The 20,994-nt window shown below is 53.7% G+C and carries 20 protein-coding genes and 2 other annotated features; of the genes, 14 read left to right on the top strand and 6 right to left on the bottom strand.

Annotation, left to right across the window (positions count from 1 at the left end):
- The first annotated feature begins 35 nt into the window (after window positions 1-35).
- Window positions 36-308: a DUF5327 family protein gene (locus tag KNP82_RS08300; RefSeq protein WP_058764957.1), complete on the top strand. Its 273-nt coding sequence runs from the start codon at window positions 36-38 to the stop codon at window positions 306-308.
- A 105-nt stretch (window positions 309-413) separates the two neighbouring features.
- A complete protein-coding gene (locus KNP82_RS08295) occupies window positions 414-779 on the top strand; it encodes a rhodanese-like domain-containing protein (RefSeq protein WP_214756046.1) in 366 nt (121 codons plus the stop codon).
- Window positions 780-841: 62 nt separating this feature from the next.
- Here KNP82_RS08295 and KNP82_RS08290 read toward each other — a convergent pair whose 3' ends face one another.
- Entirely contained in the window at window positions 842-2,170 is a 1,329-nt protein-coding gene (locus KNP82_RS08290; RefSeq protein ID WP_214756048.1) for an alkaline phosphatase, read from the bottom strand.
- A gap of 205 nt (window positions 2,171-2,375) precedes the next feature.
- Here KNP82_RS08290 and KNP82_RS08285 point away from each other — a divergent pair, with 205 nt between their 5' ends.
- Complete coding sequence (locus KNP82_RS08285; RefSeq protein WP_021065989.1) at window positions 2,376-3,008, top strand: HAD family hydrolase; 633 nt, start codon at window positions 2,376-2,378, stop codon at window positions 3,006-3,008.
- 39 nt (window positions 3,009-3,047) lie between these two features.
- On the opposite strand, the gene KNP82_RS08280 is transcribed toward KNP82_RS08285, so the two are convergent.
- On the bottom strand, window positions 3,048-4,460 hold the full coding sequence (locus KNP82_RS08280; protein WP_214716372.1) for an NAD-dependent succinate-semialdehyde dehydrogenase: 1,413 nt from the start codon (window positions 4,458-4,460) through the stop codon (window positions 3,048-3,050).
- Window positions 4,461-4,545: 85 nt separating this feature from the next.
- On the opposite strand from KNP82_RS08280, the gene KNP82_RS08275 reads away from it, so the two are divergent.
- Entirely contained in the window at window positions 4,546-5,061 is a 516-nt protein-coding gene (locus KNP82_RS08275) for a glycerol-3-phosphate acyltransferase (RefSeq protein ID WP_214798607.1), read from the top strand.
- A complete protein-coding gene (locus tag KNP82_RS08270) occupies window positions 5,054-6,646 on the top strand; it encodes a GNAT family N-acetyltransferase (RefSeq protein ID WP_214798609.1) in 1,593 nt (530 codons plus the stop codon). Before KNP82_RS08275 ends, KNP82_RS08270 begins: the two co-directional genes overlap by 8 nt.
- On the opposite strand, the gene KNP82_RS08265 is transcribed toward KNP82_RS08270, so the two are convergent.
- Complete coding sequence (locus KNP82_RS08265; RefSeq protein ID WP_214798611.1) at window positions 6,585-8,222, bottom strand: ABC1 kinase family protein; 1,638 nt, start codon at window positions 8,220-8,222, stop codon at window positions 6,585-6,587. The two genes, KNP82_RS08270 and KNP82_RS08265, sit on opposite strands and share 62 nt — an antisense overlap.
- A 93-nt stretch (window positions 8,223-8,315) precedes the next feature.
- Between KNP82_RS08265 and KNP82_RS08260 the strand changes: the two genes are divergently transcribed.
- The 3 genes from KNP82_RS08260 to KNP82_RS08250 all read left to right on the top strand — a co-directional run bounded on the left by KNP82_RS08260 (window position 8,316) and on the right by KNP82_RS08250 (window position 11,295).
- Window positions 8,316-8,921: a trimeric intracellular cation channel family protein gene (locus tag KNP82_RS08260; protein ID WP_021065994.1), complete on the top strand. Its 606-nt coding sequence runs from the start codon at window positions 8,316-8,318 to the stop codon at window positions 8,919-8,921.
- A 13-nt stretch (window positions 8,922-8,934) separates the two neighbouring features.
- On the top strand, window positions 8,935-9,300 hold the full coding sequence (locus KNP82_RS08255; protein WP_021065995.1) for a DUF423 domain-containing protein: 366 nt from the start codon (window positions 8,935-8,937) through the stop codon (window positions 9,298-9,300).
- 459 nt (window positions 9,301-9,759) lie between these two features.
- Complete coding sequence (locus KNP82_RS08250; protein ID WP_214827569.1) at window positions 9,760-11,295, top strand: murein hydrolase activator EnvC family protein; 1,536 nt, start codon at window positions 9,760-9,762, stop codon at window positions 11,293-11,295.
- 95 nt (window positions 11,296-11,390) lie between these two features.
- Here the strand turns inward: KNP82_RS08250 and KNP82_RS08245 are convergent, their stop codons facing one another.
- Entirely contained in the window at window positions 11,391-12,758 is a 1,368-nt protein-coding gene (locus KNP82_RS08245; protein WP_031199974.1) for an amino acid permease, read from the bottom strand.
- A 189-nt stretch (window positions 12,759-12,947) separates the two neighbouring features.
- Window positions 12,948-13,177, top strand: a binding site (T-box leader).
- Between the two features lie 50 nt (window positions 13,178-13,227).
- Window positions 13,228-13,452 (top strand) — a binding site (T-box leader).
- Between the two features lie 56 nt (window positions 13,453-13,508).
- Here KNP82_RS08245 and trpD point away from each other — a divergent pair.
- The 5 genes from trpD to trpA are packed head-to-tail and all read left to right on the top strand — an operon-like array spanning window position 13,509 to window position 17,743.
- Entirely contained in the window at window positions 13,509-14,498 is a 990-nt protein-coding gene (gene trpD, locus KNP82_RS08240) for an anthranilate phosphoribosyltransferase (RefSeq protein WP_029594583.1), read from the top strand.
- Window positions 14,495-15,256 carry an indole-3-glycerol phosphate synthase TrpC gene (trpC, locus tag KNP82_RS08235; protein ID WP_029594584.1) on the top strand — a complete coding sequence of 254 codons (762 nt, stop codon included), beginning with the start codon at window positions 14,495-14,497 and terminating at the stop codon, window positions 15,254-15,256. Before trpD ends, trpC begins: the two co-directional genes overlap by 4 nt.
- A complete protein-coding gene (locus tag KNP82_RS08230; protein WP_029594585.1) occupies window positions 15,232-15,804 on the top strand; it encodes a phosphoribosylanthranilate isomerase in 573 nt (190 codons plus the stop codon). The genes trpC and KNP82_RS08230 overlap by 25 nt, the downstream gene beginning before the upstream one ends.
- On the top strand, window positions 15,786-16,967 hold the full coding sequence (gene trpB, locus KNP82_RS08225) for a tryptophan synthase subunit beta (protein ID WP_021066001.1): 1,182 nt from the start codon (window positions 15,786-15,788) through the stop codon (window positions 16,965-16,967). Before KNP82_RS08230 ends, trpB begins: the two co-directional genes overlap by 19 nt.
- Complete coding sequence (gene trpA, locus KNP82_RS08220) at window positions 16,967-17,743, top strand: tryptophan synthase subunit alpha (protein WP_029594586.1); 777 nt, start codon at window positions 16,967-16,969, stop codon at window positions 17,741-17,743. Before trpB ends, trpA begins: the two co-directional genes overlap by 1 nt.
- A gap of 26 nt (window positions 17,744-17,769) precedes the next feature.
- Here the strand turns inward: trpA and KNP82_RS08215 are convergent, their stop codons facing one another.
- Both KNP82_RS08215 and KNP82_RS08210 read right to left on the bottom strand, forming a co-directional pair.
- Entirely contained in the window at window positions 17,770-18,213 is a 444-nt protein-coding gene (locus KNP82_RS08215; RefSeq protein ID WP_021066003.1) for an Hsp20/alpha crystallin family protein, read from the bottom strand.
- 113 nt (window positions 18,214-18,326) lie between these two features.
- Window positions 18,327-19,823 (bottom strand): potassium/proton antiporter, encoded by a 1,497-nt coding sequence (locus tag KNP82_RS08210; RefSeq protein WP_029594587.1) that lies wholly within the window; start codon window positions 19,821-19,823, stop codon window positions 18,327-18,329.
- A gap of 154 nt (window positions 19,824-19,977) precedes the next feature.
- On the opposite strand from KNP82_RS08210, the gene KNP82_RS08205 reads away from it, so the two are divergent.
- Window positions 19,978-20,913, top strand: coding sequence for an ATP-grasp domain-containing protein (locus KNP82_RS08205; protein WP_029594588.1), 936 nt, complete (start codon window positions 19,978-19,980; stop codon window positions 20,911-20,913).
- Window positions 20,914-20,994: the final 81 nt, after the last annotated feature.

The raw sequence follows: 20,994 nt of genomic DNA, 5'->3' as shown, positions 1-20,994 counted from the left end.
CTTCAGAATGGAACGGTAAAGGATGTGTGCGATAGATGATTACGGAACAACAGGTCATCTTGCAGATGAAGCAAGTGATGACACAAATCGAACAGTCGAGCGGAGAGGCCCAGAAGCGCCATTTGGCCAAGCTGATGGGGTATTGCGAGCTACTGCTCGCCGATTCGGCTCCGACGCAACAAGCAGTGGTTCCCGTGGCCCAACCGGTCGAGTCGAAGCCGCCGCTCGATCGTCAGATGGCGGCGTTCCTTGGAATTCCGCTTGAAGAAGAGGACAAACCGAAAACTGATTCATTGCTCGACTTTTAAGCTGTGCCCCGTGGCACAGCTTTTTTTGTGAGGCGTTCGCGTTGACTTATATACCGTAGGGGGTATAATGGGGTTGACTAAAATATACCTAACGGAGGCGTGACTATGCTTGACTTCTTGTTTGTTGCAGTAGTGATCGGATTGATTTATTTTTGGTGGACGAAGCGGAACGGCACGAAAACAGTCTCGACGGATGAGTTGAAACGAAAGATTGCCGAAGAGCGGAACATTCAATTGCTCGATGTCCGAGAACCGCACGAATACCGAGGTGGGCATATCAAGCAAGCGAAGAACGTGCCACTCTCTGGCTTCGGCAATGCGAGTGCCCAGTATCCAAAAGATCAAGCCCGTCCGGTCTATGTCATCTGTCAGAGCGGGATGCGAAGCCAACGAGCCGCCGCCATGTTGAAGAGCGCAGGTTATACGGACGTCTATTCGGTCAAAGGTGGTATGAATTTCTGGCGTGGATAATGAGAACAGCTCTAGCCGAACAATATGTTCAACTAGAGCTGTTTTTTTGATACGCATCCACATCATTTCAGTTTGAGGGCCTGCATAATTTGCTTCGGCACGTCAGTGTTATCCAGAACGCCAGTGAAGCGGTCGTGCTGAGGACCATAGGCATACAGTGGGACGTCCACACCCGTGTGTTGTGACGTCGTCCAACCAACGTAAGCGCGTTTGCTAATGATTTCATTCAGTACGAGCGTGCGTCTTGGCGATTCGGCCGCTTGGATTGCCTTCACTTCTGCTTCCGTCAGCGTGAGTGACGTATATCGTTCGACGACGTCCCGAACATTCGTCAGCGACTCATCAAACGAATCGACCATAAAATCGCCCGTCGCCGTGACCGAACGAAGCACTTCTGGTTTGGCCACGTACTCATTATAACCGCCGACCGACATGCCTCCCGTATCGTGATCGCCTGCGACGACGACAAGTGTCTGTTTGTCCTTCATGGCGAATTGGATGGCTTTCTGGAAAGCGTCATGGAACGCTTCAGAATCTTTCATCGCCCAAGCGGCATCGTGGGCGTGACCGGCCCAATCGATTTGACTGCCCTCAACCATTAGGAAGAAGCCATCTTTGTCTTGGTTAAGGGATGTCAAAGCGGCCGTGGTCATCTCGGCAAGGCTCGGCTCCTCGGTCATCTCACGGTCGAGTTCTGGTGCCATCGCCTCTGGTGCGAACAGACCGAGCAACTTCGAAGCGTTCGCAGTTTCAAGCTCGTCTGCATTCGTTGCATACGTATACCCAGCTGCCTCCGCTCGAGCAATCAAATCTTCTTTTTGCAAGCCGCCGTCTTGTTCAGTAGTGAAATAGTTTTGACCGCCACCGAGCAAGACGTCCACCTCGAGCTCATCCATATATTGTTTGGCGATCTCGGCCTCGCTCGCGCGCGACGCGACGTGTGAGGCGAAAACGGCCGGCGTCGCATGGGTGATGGTCGACGTGGCTACGAGTCCGGTCGCTTTTCCAATCTGATTCGCTTTTTCGAGCACTGACGTCAGTTCCTTGCCGTTCGGGTCCATGCTGATTGTGCCGTTGTTCGTCTTCACGCCGGTCGCCATCGCTGTCCCGGCGGCTGCCGAATCGGTCACTTTCGAGTTCGCGGAATACGTCCGCATCATCCCGGTCAAATGTTGATCGAGTGTAGTCTCTTCCTCGTCCGCATACCATCGATAGTTGGTGGCGTAAGATGCGGAGTATCCGTCCGGAATCATAAAAATCACATTTTTCACTTGCTTCTGGTTATGTTTGGCGTTCGCGCCAGCTTCTGGTTGAATCCCGCTTCCGCCAACGACCGCGCCGACCGTTAAGCCGAAAGCGAGCGTCCCAATCATCCATTTTTGTTTGCTCATTTGTCTGCCTCCTGCATATGTAATCACTACAGTCCTCACTATAAAAAACAAATGTAAATGTTCCATTTCCCTTTTTTTTAGAATCTGTAAAAAAAGATGGGACCACTTGTAAGCACCAGACTTTATGCCTAGTGACGTTTCCGCTTTCGGTTTTCAGGGGATTCTGCTACGGTAGGAACATAGGAAAGAGAGAGGGGACCAGACAATGGCAGTCATTTTATTTGATATCGATGGGACGCTCGTCGACACGACCGGACCGATGACGCAAGCGATTCACGAGGCGTTGGAGCAACTTCCACATTTACCGAAACCGAGTGAGGATGCGGTCCGTTCCGGTTACGGGTTGGCCGGCAACGCATTTTGGGAACATGTCATCCCGGAAGCGACGATTGAAGAGATTCGCCAAATTCGCAAGTTGCGGCATGAGACGCTCGAGCGGGCGATGGAAGGACAGCTCGTCTTGTTCGACGGCATCTATGAGATGCTCGAGGCGCTTCATAAAAAAGGGCACACGTTGACGACCGCGAGCAACTGCGGTGTCCATTATTTGAACTTGATTCTCGACTCGCAAAATATTCGCCAGTTCATGACGGCGCCAGAATGCCTCGAATCCGTAAGTGGTGAGAAAAAAGCCGACATTTTGACGGCGCATCGCCTCCGTCACGGCGAGAACGACTATGTGATGGTCGGGGACCGGAAATCGGATGTCGAAGCGGCTCGGGCCCATGACTTCCCGGTCGTCTTGACTGGATTTGGGTTTGGAAACGAGGATGAATGGGCGCTCGCGGATCATGTGATTGCGACGCCGAACGACTTGATTACGTATATCGAATCATAAAAAAATTCCGGTTGAACGCGATGTTCAACCGGAATTTTTTTAAAGTCCAAGCGAGATATATTTGATTTCCAAAAATTCTTCGATGCCATGGTGACCACCTTCACGGCCGAGACCGCTCTGCTTCCACCCGCCGAACGGTGCTTGCGGTGTCGACGGGAGACCGTCATTGACGCCGACGATGCCGTATTCGAGCGCTTCGGCCAAATAGAGGGCCTCGTTGATGTCTTGCGTGAAGACATAAGCGGCGAGACCGAACGGGGTCGCATTCGCCCGCTCAATTACTTCCTCGAGCGTATCGAACGACGCAATCGGTGCGACGGGGCCGAACGTCTCCTCGTTCATGCATAGCATATCCTCATTCGCATAGCGGACGACGGCCGGCCGGACGAACAATCCGTCTAGCTGTTCGCCACCCGTAATTTCCCCGCCCCGGATTTGGGCGTCTTCCAAGTGCTTCATCACTTTCTCGACCGCGGCCTCGTCGATGAGCGGGCCGATATCCGTCCCTTCGTCGAGTCCGTTCCCGACTTCGAGCGCCGCGACGGCCTCAATGAATTTTTCAGAGAACGCATCGACGATGGATTGCTCGACATAAATCCGGTTGGCACAGACGCACGTCTGTCCGCCGTTACGGAATTTCGTCGCGACGGCTTGAGGCACGGCCTTGTCGAGGTCTGCCTGCGCTGTGACGATGAGCGGGGCGTGACCACCGAGCTCGAGCGAGATTTTCTTCATCGTATCGGCGGCACCGCGCATGAGCGTCTTGCCGACCTCGGTCGAACCGGTGAACGTCAATTTGCGGACACGGGGATCGTGTTGCCACGTGTTCACGATGTCAGAGGCTTTCCCGGTGACGAGATTGATGACACCGGGGGGGAAACCGGCTTTCTCGGCCAGTTTGACGAGTTCAATGGCCGTCAGCGGCGTCGCGGAGGCCGGTTTCAGGACGACGGTGCAGCCTGCAGCCAGAGCCGGTGCGAGCTTCCGGGTGATCATCGCCGCCGGAAAATTCCATGGCGTGATGGCGGCGACGACGCCGACCGGTTGCTTGATGGCGAAGATTCGCTTCTTGTTCGACGAGGCCGGGATGGTCTCGCCGTACACGCGTCTTCCTTCGGCGGCGTACCACTCGATGAAGCCATTCGCATAGCGGACTTCGCCGATGGCTTCTTGTAACGGCTTGCCTTGTTCTTCGACCATCGTCCGAGCGATGGCTTCCGTATGTTCATCAATCAGGCGGTTCCATTCGAGCAGGAGAGCGCCGCGTTCTTCGGCGGTCTTCTCTTGCCAGTCCTTCAAGGCATCGTGCGCGGCATCGACAGCCTGTTTCGCCTCGGCGGTGTCACTCTTTGTCACCGTGGCCATGATGTTTCCGGTGGCGGGGTTGCGCACCTCGATCGTGTCCGATGTATCAATCCATTCTCCATTGATGAAATTGTTCTCCACTCGCATCTTGATTTCCCCTTTCGTCTAGGTCACATTGTAAAAGTACCCGTTTTCAAAAATCATACACAATTTTACAAAGAGGAGGGTCGCCATGTGGATCATCATCGTAGGTTATGTCGTCGGCAGTATTCTGGGCGGGCGCTTGTACAGCATGTGGAGTGGTCAACATCTGGCTACGACCGGATCGGGGAACACCGGTGCCCGCAATGCGTTACGGATTGGCGGGAAGCGAGCCTTTTTGTTCGTTTACGGATTCGACGTCTTGAAGACGGTACTCGTGTTGTCAATCAGCGGTCCGTACTTTTTTGAGACCGGACTCGCCTTGACGCTCGGCCACATTTATCCGATTTGGCATATTCGTTCCGGGGGGAAGGGGTACGCCGTATTTTCTGGAATTATATTAGCGTACAGCCCGCTATGGTTTATCGTGGGACTTCTGCTGTTGTTGCTTCTCATCAAAGTGACGCGTAACTCGCGCGAGACGGGGCTCGTCATGCTCGTGCTCCTACCGCTCGCGGCCTGGGGGGACGCAACAGATGTCGGATTGGCCGGTTTGACGATGCTACTCATCGTGTATCACCACATAAGGGGGAAACAACGTGATTGAATTTCGAAGAGCAACGCCGGAGGATGCTTCGGCGATTCACCGACTGAACTATGAGACGTTCGTCGAGGAAATCCCGCAGCACCATCCAAACGCGGACCGATTTCTCGTCGACCGCTTTCATGACACGAATACATATTGGATTGGGTTGGCGGACGGGCAGCTCGTTGCCATGTGTGCCATCCGGGACGAGCACCCGTTTTCACTTGAACAAAAAGGTGTGACGCTGCCACCGGGAGAGTGGATTGAAGTCCGGCTATTGGCCGTGACGCCCGCCTATCGGAACACGAGGACGTTTGCCGGACTTATGCGAGCGATGCTCATGGAAGCGACAGACCGGGGTGTGGAAGGGATTGTCATCAGCGGAACCGTACGCGAACAGAAGCTATATCGACGGTTCGGGTTTATCCCGTTCGCAGAACCGGTCGGGACGGCGGAGGCATTATACGTGCCGATGCAGTTGACGCGCTCTGGGTTCATGCAGTCAGAGACCGCGCGAACGTTGCGGCCAAAGCTACTCCTCGCCGGGCCCGTCGAACTGTCGAATCAAGTGCGCGCTGCGCTTGCCGCTCAGCCGATATCACATCGGTCGGCCGAGGCCAGCCGTTTGCTCCATTCGGTCCAGTCGAGGCTGAGCCATCTCGTCAAGTTGCCCCATGTTTACACATTGCTCGGGAGCGGGACGATTGCGAACGATGCCGTCGCCGCCCAGTTGCGCGGACGTGGCGTGATCATCGACACAGGGGAGTTCGGACGGCGGCTGATTGACCATGCCAATCGGGCTGGTCTTGAATTTGATGTCGTCCCGCTTTCGGCTGGGCGTCGTCTCGACTTAAAGCGAATCGGACAACATGCACCAGATTGGATTTGGACGGTCCATTGCGAGACGTCGACGGGGAAGCTGGTCGATTTGGACCAGTTGCGTCAGTATGCACAAACACATCCGATGAAGATTGCAATTGATGCCATCAGTGTGGTCGGGACGAAAGTGACCGACTATTCGTTCGCGCATCTGGTGACGTTCGTCTCGGGCAAAGCGCTCCGGAATGCTCCTGGATTGGCGTTTGTCGCCATGCGAGAACGAGCTGTCCCGAACCCGTCGATTCCTCGTTATTTGGACTTGGCAGGCTATGACCCAATCGCCTTCACGCAATCGGTCCCGCTCATTCAAGCGATGGACGTCGCCTTGCGCGAACTGACGGACGCGGAGATTGCGACCCATCAATCCAAACTTGATGCGTTCGTACATGAACTGGTGCGCCGCGGTGTATCGGTTGAACTCGGGGACTACCAAGCGCCGGGCATTTTTTCGCTCACGCTGCCAGACACACTGTCCTCGATTGAGCTAGGATATCAATTGGCGTTCCACGGCTATCAAGTCCAGTTCGAAAGCGTTTATTTGCGGCGCGCGAACTGTCTCCAAGTCGCGACGATGGGATGGACGACCGACCGGGATTTGCAGCAAGTCGCCGCCTATATCGGGACGTGGCTCCAGAAAAAAACCGCCACTCCAAGGAGTGACGGGTTCAGACGCGGAAATCTTGGCGGGCCAAATGACGAATCTTTCGACCGAGGCGTCTTGAGTTGAAATAAGCGATGACCGAGACGACGCCACCTGACCAGAACAGCCACTCATCCGGTCGGAGATAGCCGAATAGCCCGACGACAAGGCCGAGAATAATCAAGCCAGCGTTGAACGTTTGACGATGGAGCAATTCTTTCGACTCGAGCTCACGTTGGAACATCGCTTGTTCGGACAGGCGCTTCCGGGTCGGCTCTTTCAAATAGTTATCGAGGAGCGGCGGGACGTTCAGCAACTTCTTGCCGTAGTTGAGCGCCGTCATGACGTAACGGTTTTGAATTGTCGTGCCGTCGGTCTCGAGCCATTGAATGACAATCGGTTTACCGAGCGTAAACAAATCGATTTTTGAATCAAGGATTTGTAAAATCCCGAGCAAGGTCGAGGCGGCTCGACCGAAGAACGCGAACTCGGCTGGCAATTGAATCGGCTCGTTCTTGACGAGCAACTGGATGTCTTGCAACACTTTTTCAATCAATTTCGTGTCGACCGTGTCGATATCGGTCTCTAAATAGAACGTGACCGCTTTCTCGAGTGCCTGGCGGATATTGTGCTTGTTCGCCGTCGGCAACAAGAAGCGCAAGTCTTCGAGACCGTCGACGACCCCGTCATAGTCGAGCGAGATGAACGCCTGCAGGATTTTACGAATGGTCGCCATATCTTGTGGTGTCGTCGAGCCGACCATTCCGAAGTCGAGCAGGATGATCGTGCCATCGGCCCGGATCTGCACGTTACCCGGGTGTGGGTCGGCGTGGAATTTCCCGCCGAACAACAGTTGCTCGGCCGCCATCGTGAATAAGCGTTCGGCCAGGGCGGAGCGATCGATGTTATTCTCTTTCAAGAAGGCGAGGTCGGTGATGCGACGCGCATCGACCCAATCCATCGTCAACACCCGGTTCGAACAGAGATGATCATAATAGTCCGGTATGTAGACGTCCGGATTTTCGGCGTACTTCGCTTTGAAATAAAGGGCATTTTTTAATTCGGTTTGGAAATTTAATTCATCCCCGATGACAAAAATCATTTGGCGATATAAGCTATCTAAGTCGGTCGATTTTGCCAGCGAGGTCCGCTTGAGCATCGTCGTGACGATTCGCATCGCTTTAAAGTCGGTCCGAATGATTTTTTCAATGTCCGGACGCTGGATTTTCAGAGCGACACGCTTCCCTGTCTCAAGCAGGGTCGCGCCGTATACTTCCCCAATCGAAGCGGAGGCGACGGCATCGATGCCGACGTCTTTCACGACCTGTGTGTAAGGGACGCCCCATTCTGCTTCCAAGATGGCGCGGGATTTGTCCCAGCCTGAAGTCGGGACACGGTCGACGAGCTCCGACAATTCATTTAAAACGGATGGGGGCAACAAGTCGGCTCGAATCGATAAGAATTGGCCAAGCTTGATTAGCAGCCCCTCGAGTCGGAGCGCGTTTCGCTTATACTCGCGGGCGAGATTCAACATGAGTGTCTCGTATTCTTCGGTCGACGCGAGACCTTGCTGCTGTTTGCGTGAGAAGGCATAAATTTTAATGATGAATCGGGCGAACATTGTGACGATAATCCATATGCGGAACAAGGCGATTCGTTTCATAAAGTACCGACATCCTTTACAAGCAGTCGCTCGACTGGTCTGATTTTTTGTATCTTAACTTTACCACAGAATGCTTTCAAGAAAGGGCAAGGGATGTTTATGGAGTGGGAATTACTCAACGTCGTCGGGACGATCGCGTTCGCGGCGAGCGGCGCCATCATCGCGATGGACGAGAAATATGATATTTTTGGGGTATGGTTGCTCGCCTTTACGACAGCCTTCGGCGGCGGAGCAATCCGAAACGTCTTGCTCGGCAACCCCGTCAGCTTGATTTGGCAACAAAATGATCTCTTCATCCTTTGTTTTCTTGTCGCATTGCTCATCTTCCTGCTGCCGAGCGTCGTTTTGCCCCATTGGGAACGCTGGGGTGTCATCGTCGATGCGATTGGGCTTGTCGCCTTTTCGTTTCAAGGCGCACAAGTCGCCATCAAGCTCGATTTACCATTATCGGCAGCGATTGCGGCTGCCGTCTTGACAGGTGTCGGCGGGGGTGTTGTCCGTGATTTGTTGGCCGGCCGTAAGCCGCTCGTCTTACAATCGGAAGTATATGCGATTTGGGCCATCATCATCGCGGTCGTCACGTATTATTTCCGGCTCGAAGGTGGGCTTGCGGTGTATGCGCTATTAATTGTCGTGGCGACGCTTCGAGTGATATCCTACTATCGAAAGTGGAATTTACCTGCACGCAAAGTGCGATAAGGGGGAAACTAGTATGAAAGTATTGCTGATCATCGGCGCTGCCTTGATGGCACTCGGCGTCGCGTTCGGTGCGTTCGGGGCCCACGCCTTGAAAGAACGTCTGACACCGAACATGCTCGCGAACTGGCAGACAGGCGTGCTCTACCATATGATTCATGCCATCGGGATTATCGCCTTGGCGAGCGTCTTGATGAAAGTGAGCATCAGCCAGTTCAGCACGGCAGGCTGGCTCATGTTCGCCGGAATCATCTTCTTCTCGGGGAGCCTTTACGTGATGGCGCTGACCGGAATCACGAAGCTCGGAGCGGTCACACCGATTGGCGGCGTCTTGTTTATCGCGGCCTGGGTGTTCGTTATCATTGGCGCGCTCAAACTGTAATCAAACGTTAACGCCTGATTAACAGTCCTCCTGTATCATTCGGAGTGTGAGACCCCTTGTCTCCACACCAACGAACAATTGGCCCGTTTAGCCTTTTTCGCCTGGAGCGAGAGACTAAACAGGCCCTTTTTACGTTTTTTGGAAATGGTTAGACTTAGAAAAATACCTGGATTATACTTTTTTAATATAAGGTCAATAATTTCCTATTTTCATCTATTATTACAACTATGTTTCGAGAAAAGAAAAGTGAAAAAATGTTGAAATATAAAGGGGTGGGGAGCCGTATAAGGTTTCCCCCCCCTTCGTCGTAATAAAAGTGAAATATAACTTTAACAGGAAAACATTCGACACTTCGATATAATTAGTCGTGTTGAAACTAAAAAATTAATCGTTTTTGTTACATAGCAAAACGACTGACCTTTAAATAGTACGTGAACCCTAACCCCGTCAATAGAAAGGATGTCCCCATTGATCAATTGGAAACGCACCGTCTCGACACTCACGCTTAGCGCGCTTCTTCTTGGGACGCACTCGGTGGCTGATGCCTCGACGTCAATCAAGGAGAAACAAGAGCAGCAGAAGAAAGTGCAAGAGCAACGGAATAACGTCAAACAGAACCAATCGAATACGTCTTCGAAAATTAAGCAAAATAAAAATGAAATCTCGAAAGTTCAAGCTGAAGTCAACAAGATGGATGCCCAACTTCAAGACATCATCAATGATGTCGCAGCGAAACGCCAAGAAATCAAGCGTACTGAGTTGAAAATTGAAGACCTCGAAGCTGACATTAAAGGCTATGAGAAGAAGATGAAGGCTCAAGAAGCAATGATGAAAGAGCGTATGGCCACGATGCAAACGAATGGCGGCGGCTCAATCAATTGGGCTGAGTTCATCTTCGGTTCGAAAAACTTCTCGGACTTGATCACACGGATGATCACGGCCGGAACGATTCAACGAAGCGACCAAGAGTTGTTTGAAGACTATGAAGCGACGCGTCAATCGTTACAAGAAGCGCAAGCATCACTTAAAGAAGAACGCATATCGCTCTTGAAGCAACAAAAAGCGCTAGAAGTACGTCAGGCTCAACTCGAGAAGAAGATGAAACAGCGCGAAGCTCGCATCAAAGAGCTCGAGGACAAGAATATCAAATTCGAATCGCAAATCTTCGACCTTCAAGAAATCGAAGCGACGTTAATCGCGCAAGAAGAAGCGATTGCGGCTGAGATTGAAGCGCAACGTCGTGAGGAAGAAGAAGCGCGTCGTCGTGCTGAAGAGGCGGCTCGTCAAGAAGCAGCGCGTAAAGCTGAAGAAGCTCGCCAAGCAGAAGCGGCGCAAGCAGCAGCAGCGGCCCGTCAAGCAGAAGAAGCAAGAGCGGCAGCGGCTAAAGCCGAGGCAGAACGAGCAGCAGCTCAAAAACAGCAGAACAATAACAATAATACCCAGTCGTCTTCATCTTCAAACCAGACGACACAAAATAGCACACCGGCACCGAAACCGGCTGCGCCAGCACCAAAGCCGGCGCCGGCACCAGCGCCTAAACCAGCTCCGACGGCACCGACCACATCGGCACCGGCACCATCGGGCGCAATGTTCATTCAACCGACAACGGGACGTTTCTCACAAGGATGGGGACCGGCAAGCGGTCAATTCGGCTACTCGTTCCATAACGGCGTCGATATCGCTGGACCTGTCGGAACACCAATCCGTGCCTCGGCAACGGGAACGGTCATCCGTGCAGGCTGGGGTGGCGCATATGGGAATCACGTCATGATCGCCCACGTCATCAACGGACAAGTCTGGACGACGGTCTATGCACACATGAACTCGGTCTCAGTAAGCGCCGGTCAACGCGTGACGCAAGGGTCGAACATCGGTGGACTCGGCAACACGGGTAACTCTTCAGGCCCGCACCTTCACTTCGAGATTCACCAAGGAAGCTATTCATATTCAGGAACGAGCGCGGGAAGCACAGTCAACCCACGTCAGTTCTTCTGATATTCAACGAGGACCCGTCAATCGTGACAGGTCCTCGCTTTGTGTTCCAGCAAAACTAAAAACAAGCGCCTATCCGTTGCGGACAGGCGCTTGTTTCAGTTGGCTTGCTCGATGTCGTCTGATTGATCTTTTGCTTTGCGGAACCGCTCACGGACGAGATAGATGACGGTCAATCCGACCAACCATGGAATCCCGAACTTGAGCAGAATATTGAAGTCGGTGAACCATGTTGTGATCATGAGGCTGAGCAATAGTCCGGCACCGAGTAACGGCAAGAACGGGTAACCGATCATGCGGACCGGTAATTTGCGTCCTGTCCACTTCTTACGGAAGAACAAGTGGGAGACGAATACCATGAACCATGTGAAGATGGCTCCGAACATCGAGATGCCCATCAAGAATGGATACGATGTTTCCATGAACACTTGAAGCAATGCCGCGAGAATAATCCCGCCTGTTGAGACGAGCAAAGCGGGCATTGGAATCCCGCTAGTGCTGACTTTTTTAAAGATGCGCGGAGCATCACCGGCCTCGGCGAGGGAATACATCATTCGCGTTGACGCATAGAGCTGTGCATTCATCGCCGACAAGGCAGCGATTAAGATGACGAAGTTCAAAATGCCAGCAGCGCCAGGCACGTCGAACTGTTGCATGACGAGAACGAACGGGCTTTGATCGATGCCGGCTTGCTGCCATGGGATGAGCATGAGCATGATCCCAATCGTGATGAGATAAAAGAACGTCAGACGGAACACAGTCGCGCGCAACGCTTTCGGTACGGCGCGGTCCGGGTCTTTCGCTTCGCCGGCCGTGACGGCGACGAGCTCGGTCCCGAGGAAACTGAAGAGCGAGATGAAAATCGTCACCCACATCCCGTAAAACCCGAAGGCGAAGAAACCTTCATCGCCGGTCGTGATCGATTCGATTGGTGAACCGGGTTGACCGAACAGCGTGGCGGCACCGAGGACGATAAACAGAATGATGGCCGTCACTTTGATGAACGATAACCAGTATTCGGTCGTCCCGAACGTATGGACGTGCCGGGCGTTGACGTAGATGAGCAACCCGCCGAATACGGCGACCCAGACGAATCCGTTCACGTCGGGGAACCAGTACCGCATATAGATGGCGATTGCGCTCACTTCGACGCCGATGGCGAGGACGTTGGCGACCCAGTACGAGTAGCGGACCAAAAAGCCGGCGAGCGGATGGACATAGCGTTCGGCGATTGTGCCGAACGAGCCCGAGGTCGGATGGGCGACGGTCATCTCAGCGAGACAGCCCATCAATAACAGGACGATGAAGGCTCCGATGGCGTAACTGACGAGCACACTCGGTCCTGCCGTTTGGATAGCGAGCCCGCTTCCGAGGAAGAGGCCCGTCCCGATGGCGCTACCGAGCGAAATCATCGTCAACTGCCGCGTGGACAGTTCACGTTTTAATTTGCTAGTTTCCAAAGTCAATTCTCCTTTAGTTGAGTGAAGTGTTGTTGGGGACGACTATAGCAGACAAAAAAATCAAGTGTCAACTCGCGAAATCGCAAAAGACGGTATCGATTCGGCCGCACCTATAGAAGCAAAGTTTTTTTACATGCTTTTGTTTGACAGGAGGTTTCTCGACCTGTATAGTACGAGTTAACTTAATTGAAACGAATAAAGGCGTCGACGAAGAGAAGTAACGACGGTCCCCGTATGACAGAGAGCTGATGGTTGGTGTGAATCAGTATGCGGGACGTCGCGAATGGACTTCCGAGCTCTAAACCGAAACTTTTAGTAGGCTTTAGCGGGTCACCCACCGTTACCATGGGAAAGCGGATGTTTGTCCGTGAAGTGGGTTCTACGGAACCAACGAAGGTGGCACCACGGGGTTACTCGTCCTTCTCATAGCGCAAGCTATGAGTCGGGCGGGTAACCCTTTTTCGTTTCAACACATCATAAATCAGTGATTGAGAAGAGTAGCGTGAACAAGTCTCGTTCAGAGAGCCGGGGGTGGTGGGATCCCGGCCGAGGCCATCACGTGAATGGGCTCATGAGAGCATGGCTGAATCAAGTAGGTCATGACGGTTTCCTCCGTTATCGGGATACGATGTGATAGCATCGGAAAGTGGGATCAATCGATCCAACGAGAGGTGGCACCGCGGTCCATACCGTCCTCCATACGACAGACGTCGTATGGAGTTTTTTTATACCCAAAATGCTTGAGGAGGAACGGACATGTTAACACGACTATTGACGAACCCATTGACGACGAATGAAATGAAACTGGCAGCGGCCGAGCTGTTCCAAGCCGATGAAGCGCAAATCGCCGAGGTGTTACTCGCCATGAAAGCGCGCGGTGAGACGGCTGAGGAGATGGCCGGACTCGCTGACTATATTCGTGAGGCGGCAACGTTCCCCGAGACGGCGCTTCCTGTGCTCGACGTCTGTGGCACAGGCGGTGACGGGGCGAACACGTTCAACATCAGCTCGACGGTCGCATTCGTCTTGGCGGGATTAGATATCCCGGTCGCCAAACATGGGAATCGCAGCGTGTCGAGCCGGTCAGGCAGTGCCGACGTCCTCGAGTCATTGAATATCCCGATCGTCCAAAGTCATGAGGCGATGCTCGCCGACCTTGAGCGGACGAACTTGAGTTTCTTGTTCGCCCAACACATCCATCCGGTCATGAAACACGTCATGCCGGTCCGGAAACGACTCGCAACGGCGACCATCTTCAATCAAATCGGCCCGTTGACGAACCCGCTCAAGCCGAAGCGGCAATTGATCGGCGTGTACCATCCATCGCTCATCGAGAAGATGGCGACGGCGATGCGCCACCTCGGCGTCGAGCGCGGAATGGTCGTCCATGGGGCGGGCGGGCTGGATGAAGCGAGTCTCGCTGGAAGAAATGACGTCTTGTTCTTCAACGGCGACAAAGTGGCCCGTTACACCGTCGACCCGCGCGACGTCGGATTGATGCGAGCTCCGCTGTCGGCCTTGCAAGGCGGGACACCAGCTGAGAATGCGGCGACGCTCCTGGCCGTCTTGAACGGAGAGCAGGGACCGGCGCGAGACGTCGTCTTATTGAACGCCGCGCTCGCCCTCTGCACATATGGGACGGTCCAGACGCTTCGTGAAGGTGTCGCGGTGGCAACGGCAAGCATTGATGAAGGGCACGCCATCCGCGTGCTCAAACAATTACAACGAACGGAGGTTGGCGCATGAGCTACTTGACGAAAATCATCGGAACGAAAATTGAAGAGGTTAATCAGATGGAGGACATCGAGGTGACGCGGACGACAGCCATCTCATTAACGCTTTTAATGAAGGACGGCTTTCATGTCATCGCCGAAATTAAGCGGTCCTCCCCGTCAAAAGGAGTGATTCGCCAAGAAGTGGACGTCGTGAGCCGGGCCCGCACGTATGAACAGGCAGGGGCGACAATGATTTCCGTTTTGACGGATACGACCTACTTCAACGGTTCGTTCAACGACTTGCGTGATGTCGCGGCCGCTGTTGAGATCCCAGTCCTCTGCAAAGACTTTATCATCGATGAACGACAGCTCGACCGGGCGAAGGAAGCTGGAGCGAGTGCGGCACTATTGATTGTTGCTGCGCTCCATCCGAGCCGGCTTCATACGTTAAAACAGTATGCGCGGTCCATCGGCCTCGACGTGCTTGTCGAAGTTCATGATGAGGCCGAGCTCCAGACGGCGCTCGAACTGGGCGATGTGTTGATTGGCATCAACAATCGAAACTTGAAGACGTTCGAGGTCTCGCTCGACACGTCGGTCGACTTGATGACGAAGTATCCAGATGTCGCGTTCGTCAGCGAGAGCGGCGTCAGCACAGGCGAGGCGGCCCGTCGGTTACAGACGGCCGGGGCCCGAGCGATTCTCGTCGGGGAGGCGCTCATGCGACAGGACGACCCGACAGCCTTGATTGAGGAGTTGACATCATGTTCGTTAAAATATGTGGATTGACGACGGAAGCGAGTGTCGCGACGGCGATCGAGGCCGGAGCGGACGCTATCGGATTCGTCTTTGCGAACAGTTCGCGCCAAATCGACATCGCGACGGCGCAACGGCTTCGGGGGTTCATCCCGGAAGATGTCCGAGTCGTCGGCGTATTTCTCGATCCAACAATCAAAGAGGTCGAAGCTGCCGTCGCTTGCGGGTTGACCGATATCCAATTACACCGCCGGACACGGCCGCTTGAAACGTTCCGTCAGTTCGGTCTCCCGATCATCGAAGCGGATCACGAGTCGGAGGCCGACGTCATTCTTCTCGACGCACCGACACCGGGCAGTGGGCAGGCGCTCGATTGGGCGACGCTTGAACGGCCGGAGCAGACGTTTTGGCTCGCCGGTGGATTGAATGTCGACAATGTCGGTGCGGCGATTCGCGCCATGCGACCGGACGGCGTCGATGTCTCAAGTGGTGTGGAGACGAATGGACAGAAAGATCACGATAAGATTCGCGCGTTCATCCGACGCGCCAAGGAGGAAACACAATGTATACACAACCAGTGAACGGAAAGTTTGGACCATATGGCGGAAAATATATCCCTGAGACGCTCATGCAAGCAGTCGAAGAGCTCGAAGTGGCTTACGAGGAAGCGAAACAAGACCCTGAATTCCAGGAACGCTTCAACGATCTCCTCAGCGAATACGTCGGTCGAGAAACGCCACTCTATTATGCGGAGAACATGAGCCGCCGCCTCGGGACGAATGTCTATTTAAAACGAGAAGATTTGAACCATACCGGTGCCCACAAAATCAACAACACGATCGGCCAGGCGCTCCTCGCCAAACGAATGGGCAAACAAAAAGTCGTCGCCGAAACAGGCGCCGGACAGCACGGGGTCGCTACGGCGACGGTATGTGCGCTGCTCAATCTCGAATGTACGATTTTCATGGGTGAGGTCGACGTCGAACGTCAAGAATTGAACGTATTTCGAATGGAGTTACTCGGTGCGAAAGTCGTTCCCGTTAAGTCGGGGAGTCGAACGTTAAAAGATGCCGTCAACGAGGCGCTCCGTTACTGGGTCAAACATGTCGATGACACGCATTACGTGATGGGGTCGGTGCTCGGACCGCACCCGTTCCCGACGATGGTCCGCGATTTCCAAAGCGTTATCGGGACAGAGACACGTCGTCAAGTGCTCGAGAAGACAGGGCGTCTCCCTGACGCGGTCGTTGCCTGTGTAGGCGGCGGTAGCAATGCGATGGGCATGTTCTATCCGTTCTTGAATGACGAAACAGTCGCCTTATACGGTGTCGAGGCAGCAGGGAGCGGTGTCGACACGGACAAGCATGCGGCAACGCTCACGAAGGGCGAGGTCGGGGTGCTTCACGGGTCGCTCATGTATGTGCTCCAGGACGCAGCCGGGCAAATCCAGGAAGCACACTCGATTTCGGCCGGACTCGACTATCCGGGTGTCGGACCAGAACACAGCTTCTTGAAAGATATCGAACGGGTCCGCTACGCGGCGGTCACGGACGAGGACGCACTCGCAGCCTGCATGTCGCTCAGCCGCCAAGAAGGGATTATTCCGGCACTTGAGTCATCGCATGCGCTCGCTTATGCGGAAACGCTCGCCCAAACGATGGACGAGGACGACGTGCTCGTCATCTGTCTATCTGGTCGCGGGGATAAGGATGTTCATACGATTCGAGAAAGGGTGACTCAATGATGAGATTAGATGAAGCGATTCGACAGCGGAGTGAAGGGACGGCGTTCGTCCCGTACATCATGGCCGGGGACGGCGGACTCGATCACTTGATTCCGACGATTGAACGGCTAGAAGCGATGGGAGCGACGGCCATCGAACTCGGAATTCCATTCTCGGATCCGGTGGCAGACGGTCCCATCATCGAGGCGGCTGGAATGCGCGCCCTCGAACAAGGTGTGACGTTGACGGACGTGTTGGACCGTTTAATAGAAGGAACGGGTCGTTTTTCGGTGCCGATCGTCTTGATGACGTACTTGAATCCGGTGTTCCGGTTCGGGGTCGAGTGTTTCTTCGAGCGGGCGGCAGCGTCTGGGGTCAGCGGCGTCATCATTCCCGATTTGCCGTTTGAAGAGAGCCTCGATTTGTTCGCTGGCATCGATCGTCACGGAGTCGCGGTCGTACCGCTCGTCACGTTGACGAGCAGTCAGACCCGCATCGACACGATTCTGGATCAGGCGGAAGGATTCGTCTATGCGGTGACGCTCAAAGGGACGACCGGGAAGACGGACGTGTTCCCGGATGAGTTACTCGAGCACTTGCGTTCGTTGACGGCACGTTCACCCGTACCGGTGCTCGCCGGTTTTGGTGTCCATCGCACCGATCAGGTCCGGACGCTCGGGTCAGCCTGTGACGGGGTCGTCGTCGGTAGTTTCATCGTCGAGGCGCTCCATGCGGGACGTGAACAGGACGTGGCCACGTTGATTGCATCGGCGCGGACGGTCAACGCAAAAAAATAAGGGTCGTGCCTCGGCACGATCCTTATTTATTCTTCGATTTCAATGGTGCGGGTGCTCGAGCCGTCATCGGCTTTCGGTACGGTCAAGTGGAGCACGCCGTCTGACAGTTTCGCTTTGATGGCATCTTCTTTCACGTTCGGTAGATAGAGTGAACGTTGCATCGATGTGACGCGGCGTTCCCGATAGACGTAGTCTTTGTCTTCTTCCCTCTCTTCACGTTGGTCGACCGAGAGGATGAGATAGTCTTTGTCGTAGCGGATGTGAATGTTATCTTTTTTGATACCTGGCATCTCGGCCTCGATGACGTATTGGCCGTCCTGGTCCCGGACGTCGAGTTTGAACGAGTCGAGGAACGACGTCGCGCCGTCTTTCGGATCGAACAGTTGATTCATCCGATCAAAGACGTCGCCGAACAAATCTTTGCGCAATCGCTCGAGCTCATTCTTCCGGAATGGCGTCAAATCGAACATACAAATTCCCCCTTCAAAAAACGGACAGAGTAGAAGTGTTGTCACTTTTACTCTGTCCGTTTTTAGCTAAGGATAAACGTAATCGACGTGACAGTTCGATGAAGAAAAGAGGATCACAATTCGACGCGCTCTAACCCGTCTTCCCCGAACTTGCGATCGAGTTGGTCATGGCGATACGTCGAGGCGAGGACGTATAACAAGTCGCCTGGCTCGATTTTTGTCTGGCCCGTCGGCGGGATGAGATAGTCTTGACGGACGATTGCATTCACGACCGTGTTCGGTGGCAAGGTGATATCGGCGAGCGTTTTTCCAATCATTGATGATTCTTCGGTCGCCACGTAAGGGACGAGCTGATGTTGCGATTGCTTGCTCGAGACGAGTGCGATCGTATAGGGCGATCGAATTTTATCCGGTCCGAGCAAATCGAGTTTCGCCGCGAGCGGTGTTAATGTCGTTCCTTGAATCAAGGCACTCGTCACGACGACGAAGAAGACGGCGTTGAAAATCAATTGGGCGTTGTCGATGCCTGCGATGAGCGGGAACGTAGCGAGGACAATCGGCACGGCGCCTTTCAGTCCGGCCCACGAGATAAACAGTTTTTCTTTGTGGGTAAACTGCATCTTAATTGTCGATAAATAGACGGCAATCGGCCGGGCGATGAACATCAGGATGAATGAAATCAATAACCCTTTCCAGATGAGCTCGGGGTCAAGCAACTGTCTCGGGAAGACAAGCAGACCGAGGATGACGAACATGATGATTTGCATGATCCAGGCCAAAGCCTTAGAGAATTGAACGATTGTCACTTCATGGGCCGTGTGCGCATTCCCAACAATCATCGCGGCGAGATAGACGGCAAGTAGTCCGCTACCGGCAAAGTAAGCAGCGACCCCATACGTCATAAAGGCCATCGAAATCATGAGGACGGCGTGCAGACCACTCGACTCGAGACGCAAATGGTTGAGCATGAGTCGGGACAAGTTTCCGAGCATGTAACCGACGAACGCGCCGACAATGATTTGCAGGATGAACATCCAAATACCGTCCCAAATCGTCGTGTCGGGTTTTAACATGAAGTCGAGGGCGAGAATCGTCAAGAACATCGCCATCGGGTCATTCGTGCCGGACTCGGCTTCGAGTGTCGAACCAACTTTCGGTGAGATATTCTTTCCTTTGAAGGCGGCGAAAACAGCAGCCGCGTCAGTAGAGCCGATAATGGCGCCAAATAGGAAAGATTCCACCCAGTCGAAGCCAAATACGAAACGAACGGCCACAGCGATGAGCCCGGTCGTCAACAGCACGCCAATCGTGGCGAGTGAAGCGGACGGGGCGAGCACGCTCCGGATTGACGACCATTTCGTCTGTAAGCCACCTTCGAACAAGATGACGACGAGGGCCGCGACCCCAATCATTTGAGCGAGGTTGGTGTCATCGAAGAAAATCAGCCCAGTAATATCGCTGCCCATCAGCATGCCGATGCCCATAAACAAAATCAGGGCAGGTAAGCCGAAACGCGTCGATACGCGAGTGGCCAACACGCCGGCGACAAGTAGCAGACCGAATAATAAAATCAAAATATCAGTACTCAAAATCGGTGCGGTCAAACACATCACTTCCTTTTTCACGTTGATATTTACATGTATTATTAAGTTCATTATACCATGAAATGGTTATGAATTAAGAAATGACGCATCGAGAATTATGCACATTGGAATAATCGGATATAGATGTGGTACAGTAGGGGCATCAAAAAGGGGGATTCACATGACTAAAATTCACGTGCTCCATGAAAACAACGAATGGACGAACCATCTCGTCCGACGACTCGAAGAATTATCATTGCCGTATGAACTGTGGCACCTCGATCAAGGGACGATCGACTTGGCGAGCGAACCGCCGGAAGGTGTGTTTTACAACCGGATGAGCGCGTCGTCGCATACGCGGGGTCACCGCTACGCGCCGGAACTGACGGAAGGGGTGCTCGCATGGCTCGAAGCGAACGGACGGACCGTCTTCAACGGGACGCGGGCGATTCGGCTCGAAGTGAGCAAGGTCAATCAGTATACGGCGCTTCAACGAGAAGGCATTCGTGTACCGAAGACAGTGGCAGCCGTCGGGAAGAAGCAAATCATCGAGGCGGCCGAGAAGCTCGGGATGACGCCGTTCATCACGAAACATAACCGAGCCGGCAAAGGACTCGGTGTTCAACTGTTCCATTCGATCGATGCGTTGAAGGCATACGTCGAGGGTCCGACGTTCGAGGAATCGATTGACGGGATAACGCTCATCCAACAATATATCGAGGCGCCCAAACCGTACATCACACGCTGTGAGTTCATCGGTGGTAAATTCGTTTACGCGGTGCGTGTCGATACGTCAGACGGTTTCGAACTCTGTCCGGCCGACGCCTGCTCGATTGAAGACCAGTTTTGCCCGGTCGGCGAGACACCACCGGCGAAGTTTGAAATCGTCGAAGGATTCAATGACCCAATCATCGGACAGTTGGAAACGTTCCTCCAGAAGAACGAGATTGCGGTCGCCGGGATTGAAATCATCGAAGACGCGGACGGGAACGTCTACGCGTATGACGTCAACACGAACACGAACTATAATTCTGACGCCGAAGCGAAAGCGGGGCAGTACGGTATGCTCGAACTTGCGACGTTCCTTGGGGACGCCTTGGCGGTCACGACGAAATAAAGACAGAAGAAAGGGTCAGGCTTTTGCCTGACCCTTTCGCTGTGTATGTTGTAATTGTTGTTCAAATCGAAGTTGGACTAG

The organism is Exiguobacterium sp. s26 (genome assembly GCF_018618235.1).
GTDB lineage: Bacteria > Bacillota > Bacilli > Exiguobacteriales > Exiguobacteriaceae > Exiguobacterium > Exiguobacterium chiriqhucha.
This window is presented reverse-complemented; position numbering and strand designations above follow the sequence as displayed.

Coding starts and splice junctions, on each gene's coding strand:
- KNP82_RS08255 (WP_021065995.1), top strand. CDS start 8,935: ATGAAAGTATTGCTGATCATCGGCGCTGCCTTGATGGCACTCGGCGTC.
- KNP82_RS08300 (WP_058764957.1), top strand. CDS start 36: ATGATTACGGAACAACAGGTCATCTTGCAGATGAAGCAAGTGATGACA.
- KNP82_RS08205 (WP_029594588.1), top strand. CDS start 19,978: ATGACTAAAATTCACGTGCTCCATGAAAACAACGAATGGACGAACCAT.
- KNP82_RS08295 (WP_214756046.1), top strand. CDS start 414: ATGCTTGACTTCTTGTTTGTTGCAGTAGTGATCGGATTGATTTATTTT.
- trpD (WP_029594583.1), top strand. CDS start 13,509: ATGTTAACACGACTATTGACGAACCCATTGACGACGAATGAAATGAAA.
- KNP82_RS08280 (WP_214716372.1), bottom strand. CDS start 4,460: ATGCGAGTGGAGAACAATTTCATCAATGGAGAATGGATTGATACATCG.
- KNP82_RS08215 (WP_021066003.1), bottom strand. CDS start 18,213: ATGTTCGATTTGACGCCATTCCGGAAGAATGAGCTCGAGCGATTGCGC.
- KNP82_RS08265 (WP_214798611.1), bottom strand. CDS start 8,222: ATGAAACGAATCGCCTTGTTCCGCATATGGATTATCGTCACAATGTTC.
- trpB (WP_021066001.1), top strand. CDS start 15,786: ATGTATACACAACCAGTGAACGGAAAGTTTGGACCATATGGCGGAAAA.
- KNP82_RS08275 (WP_214798607.1), top strand. CDS start 4,546: ATGTGGATCATCATCGTAGGTTATGTCGTCGGCAGTATTCTGGGCGGG.
- KNP82_RS08230 (WP_029594585.1), top strand. CDS start 15,232: ATGTTCGTTAAAATATGTGGATTGACGACGGAAGCGAGTGTCGCGACG.
- KNP82_RS08290 (WP_214756048.1), bottom strand. CDS start 2,170: ATGAGCAAACAAAAATGGATGATTGGGACGCTCGCTTTCGGCTTAACG.
- trpC (WP_029594584.1), top strand. CDS start 14,495: ATGAGCTACTTGACGAAAATCATCGGAACGAAAATTGAAGAGGTTAAT.
- KNP82_RS08285 (WP_021065989.1), top strand. CDS start 2,376: ATGGCAGTCATTTTATTTGATATCGATGGGACGCTCGTCGACACGACC.
- KNP82_RS08210 (WP_029594587.1), bottom strand. CDS start 19,823: ATGTGTTTGACCGCACCGATTTTGAGTACTGATATTTTGATTTTATTA.
- KNP82_RS08260 (WP_021065994.1), top strand. CDS start 8,316: ATGTTTATGGAGTGGGAATTACTCAACGTCGTCGGGACGATCGCGTTC.
- KNP82_RS08250 (WP_214827569.1), top strand. CDS start 9,760: ATGTCCCCATTGATCAATTGGAAACGCACCGTCTCGACACTCACGCTT.
- trpA (WP_029594586.1), top strand. CDS start 16,967: ATGAGATTAGATGAAGCGATTCGACAGCGGAGTGAAGGGACGGCGTTC.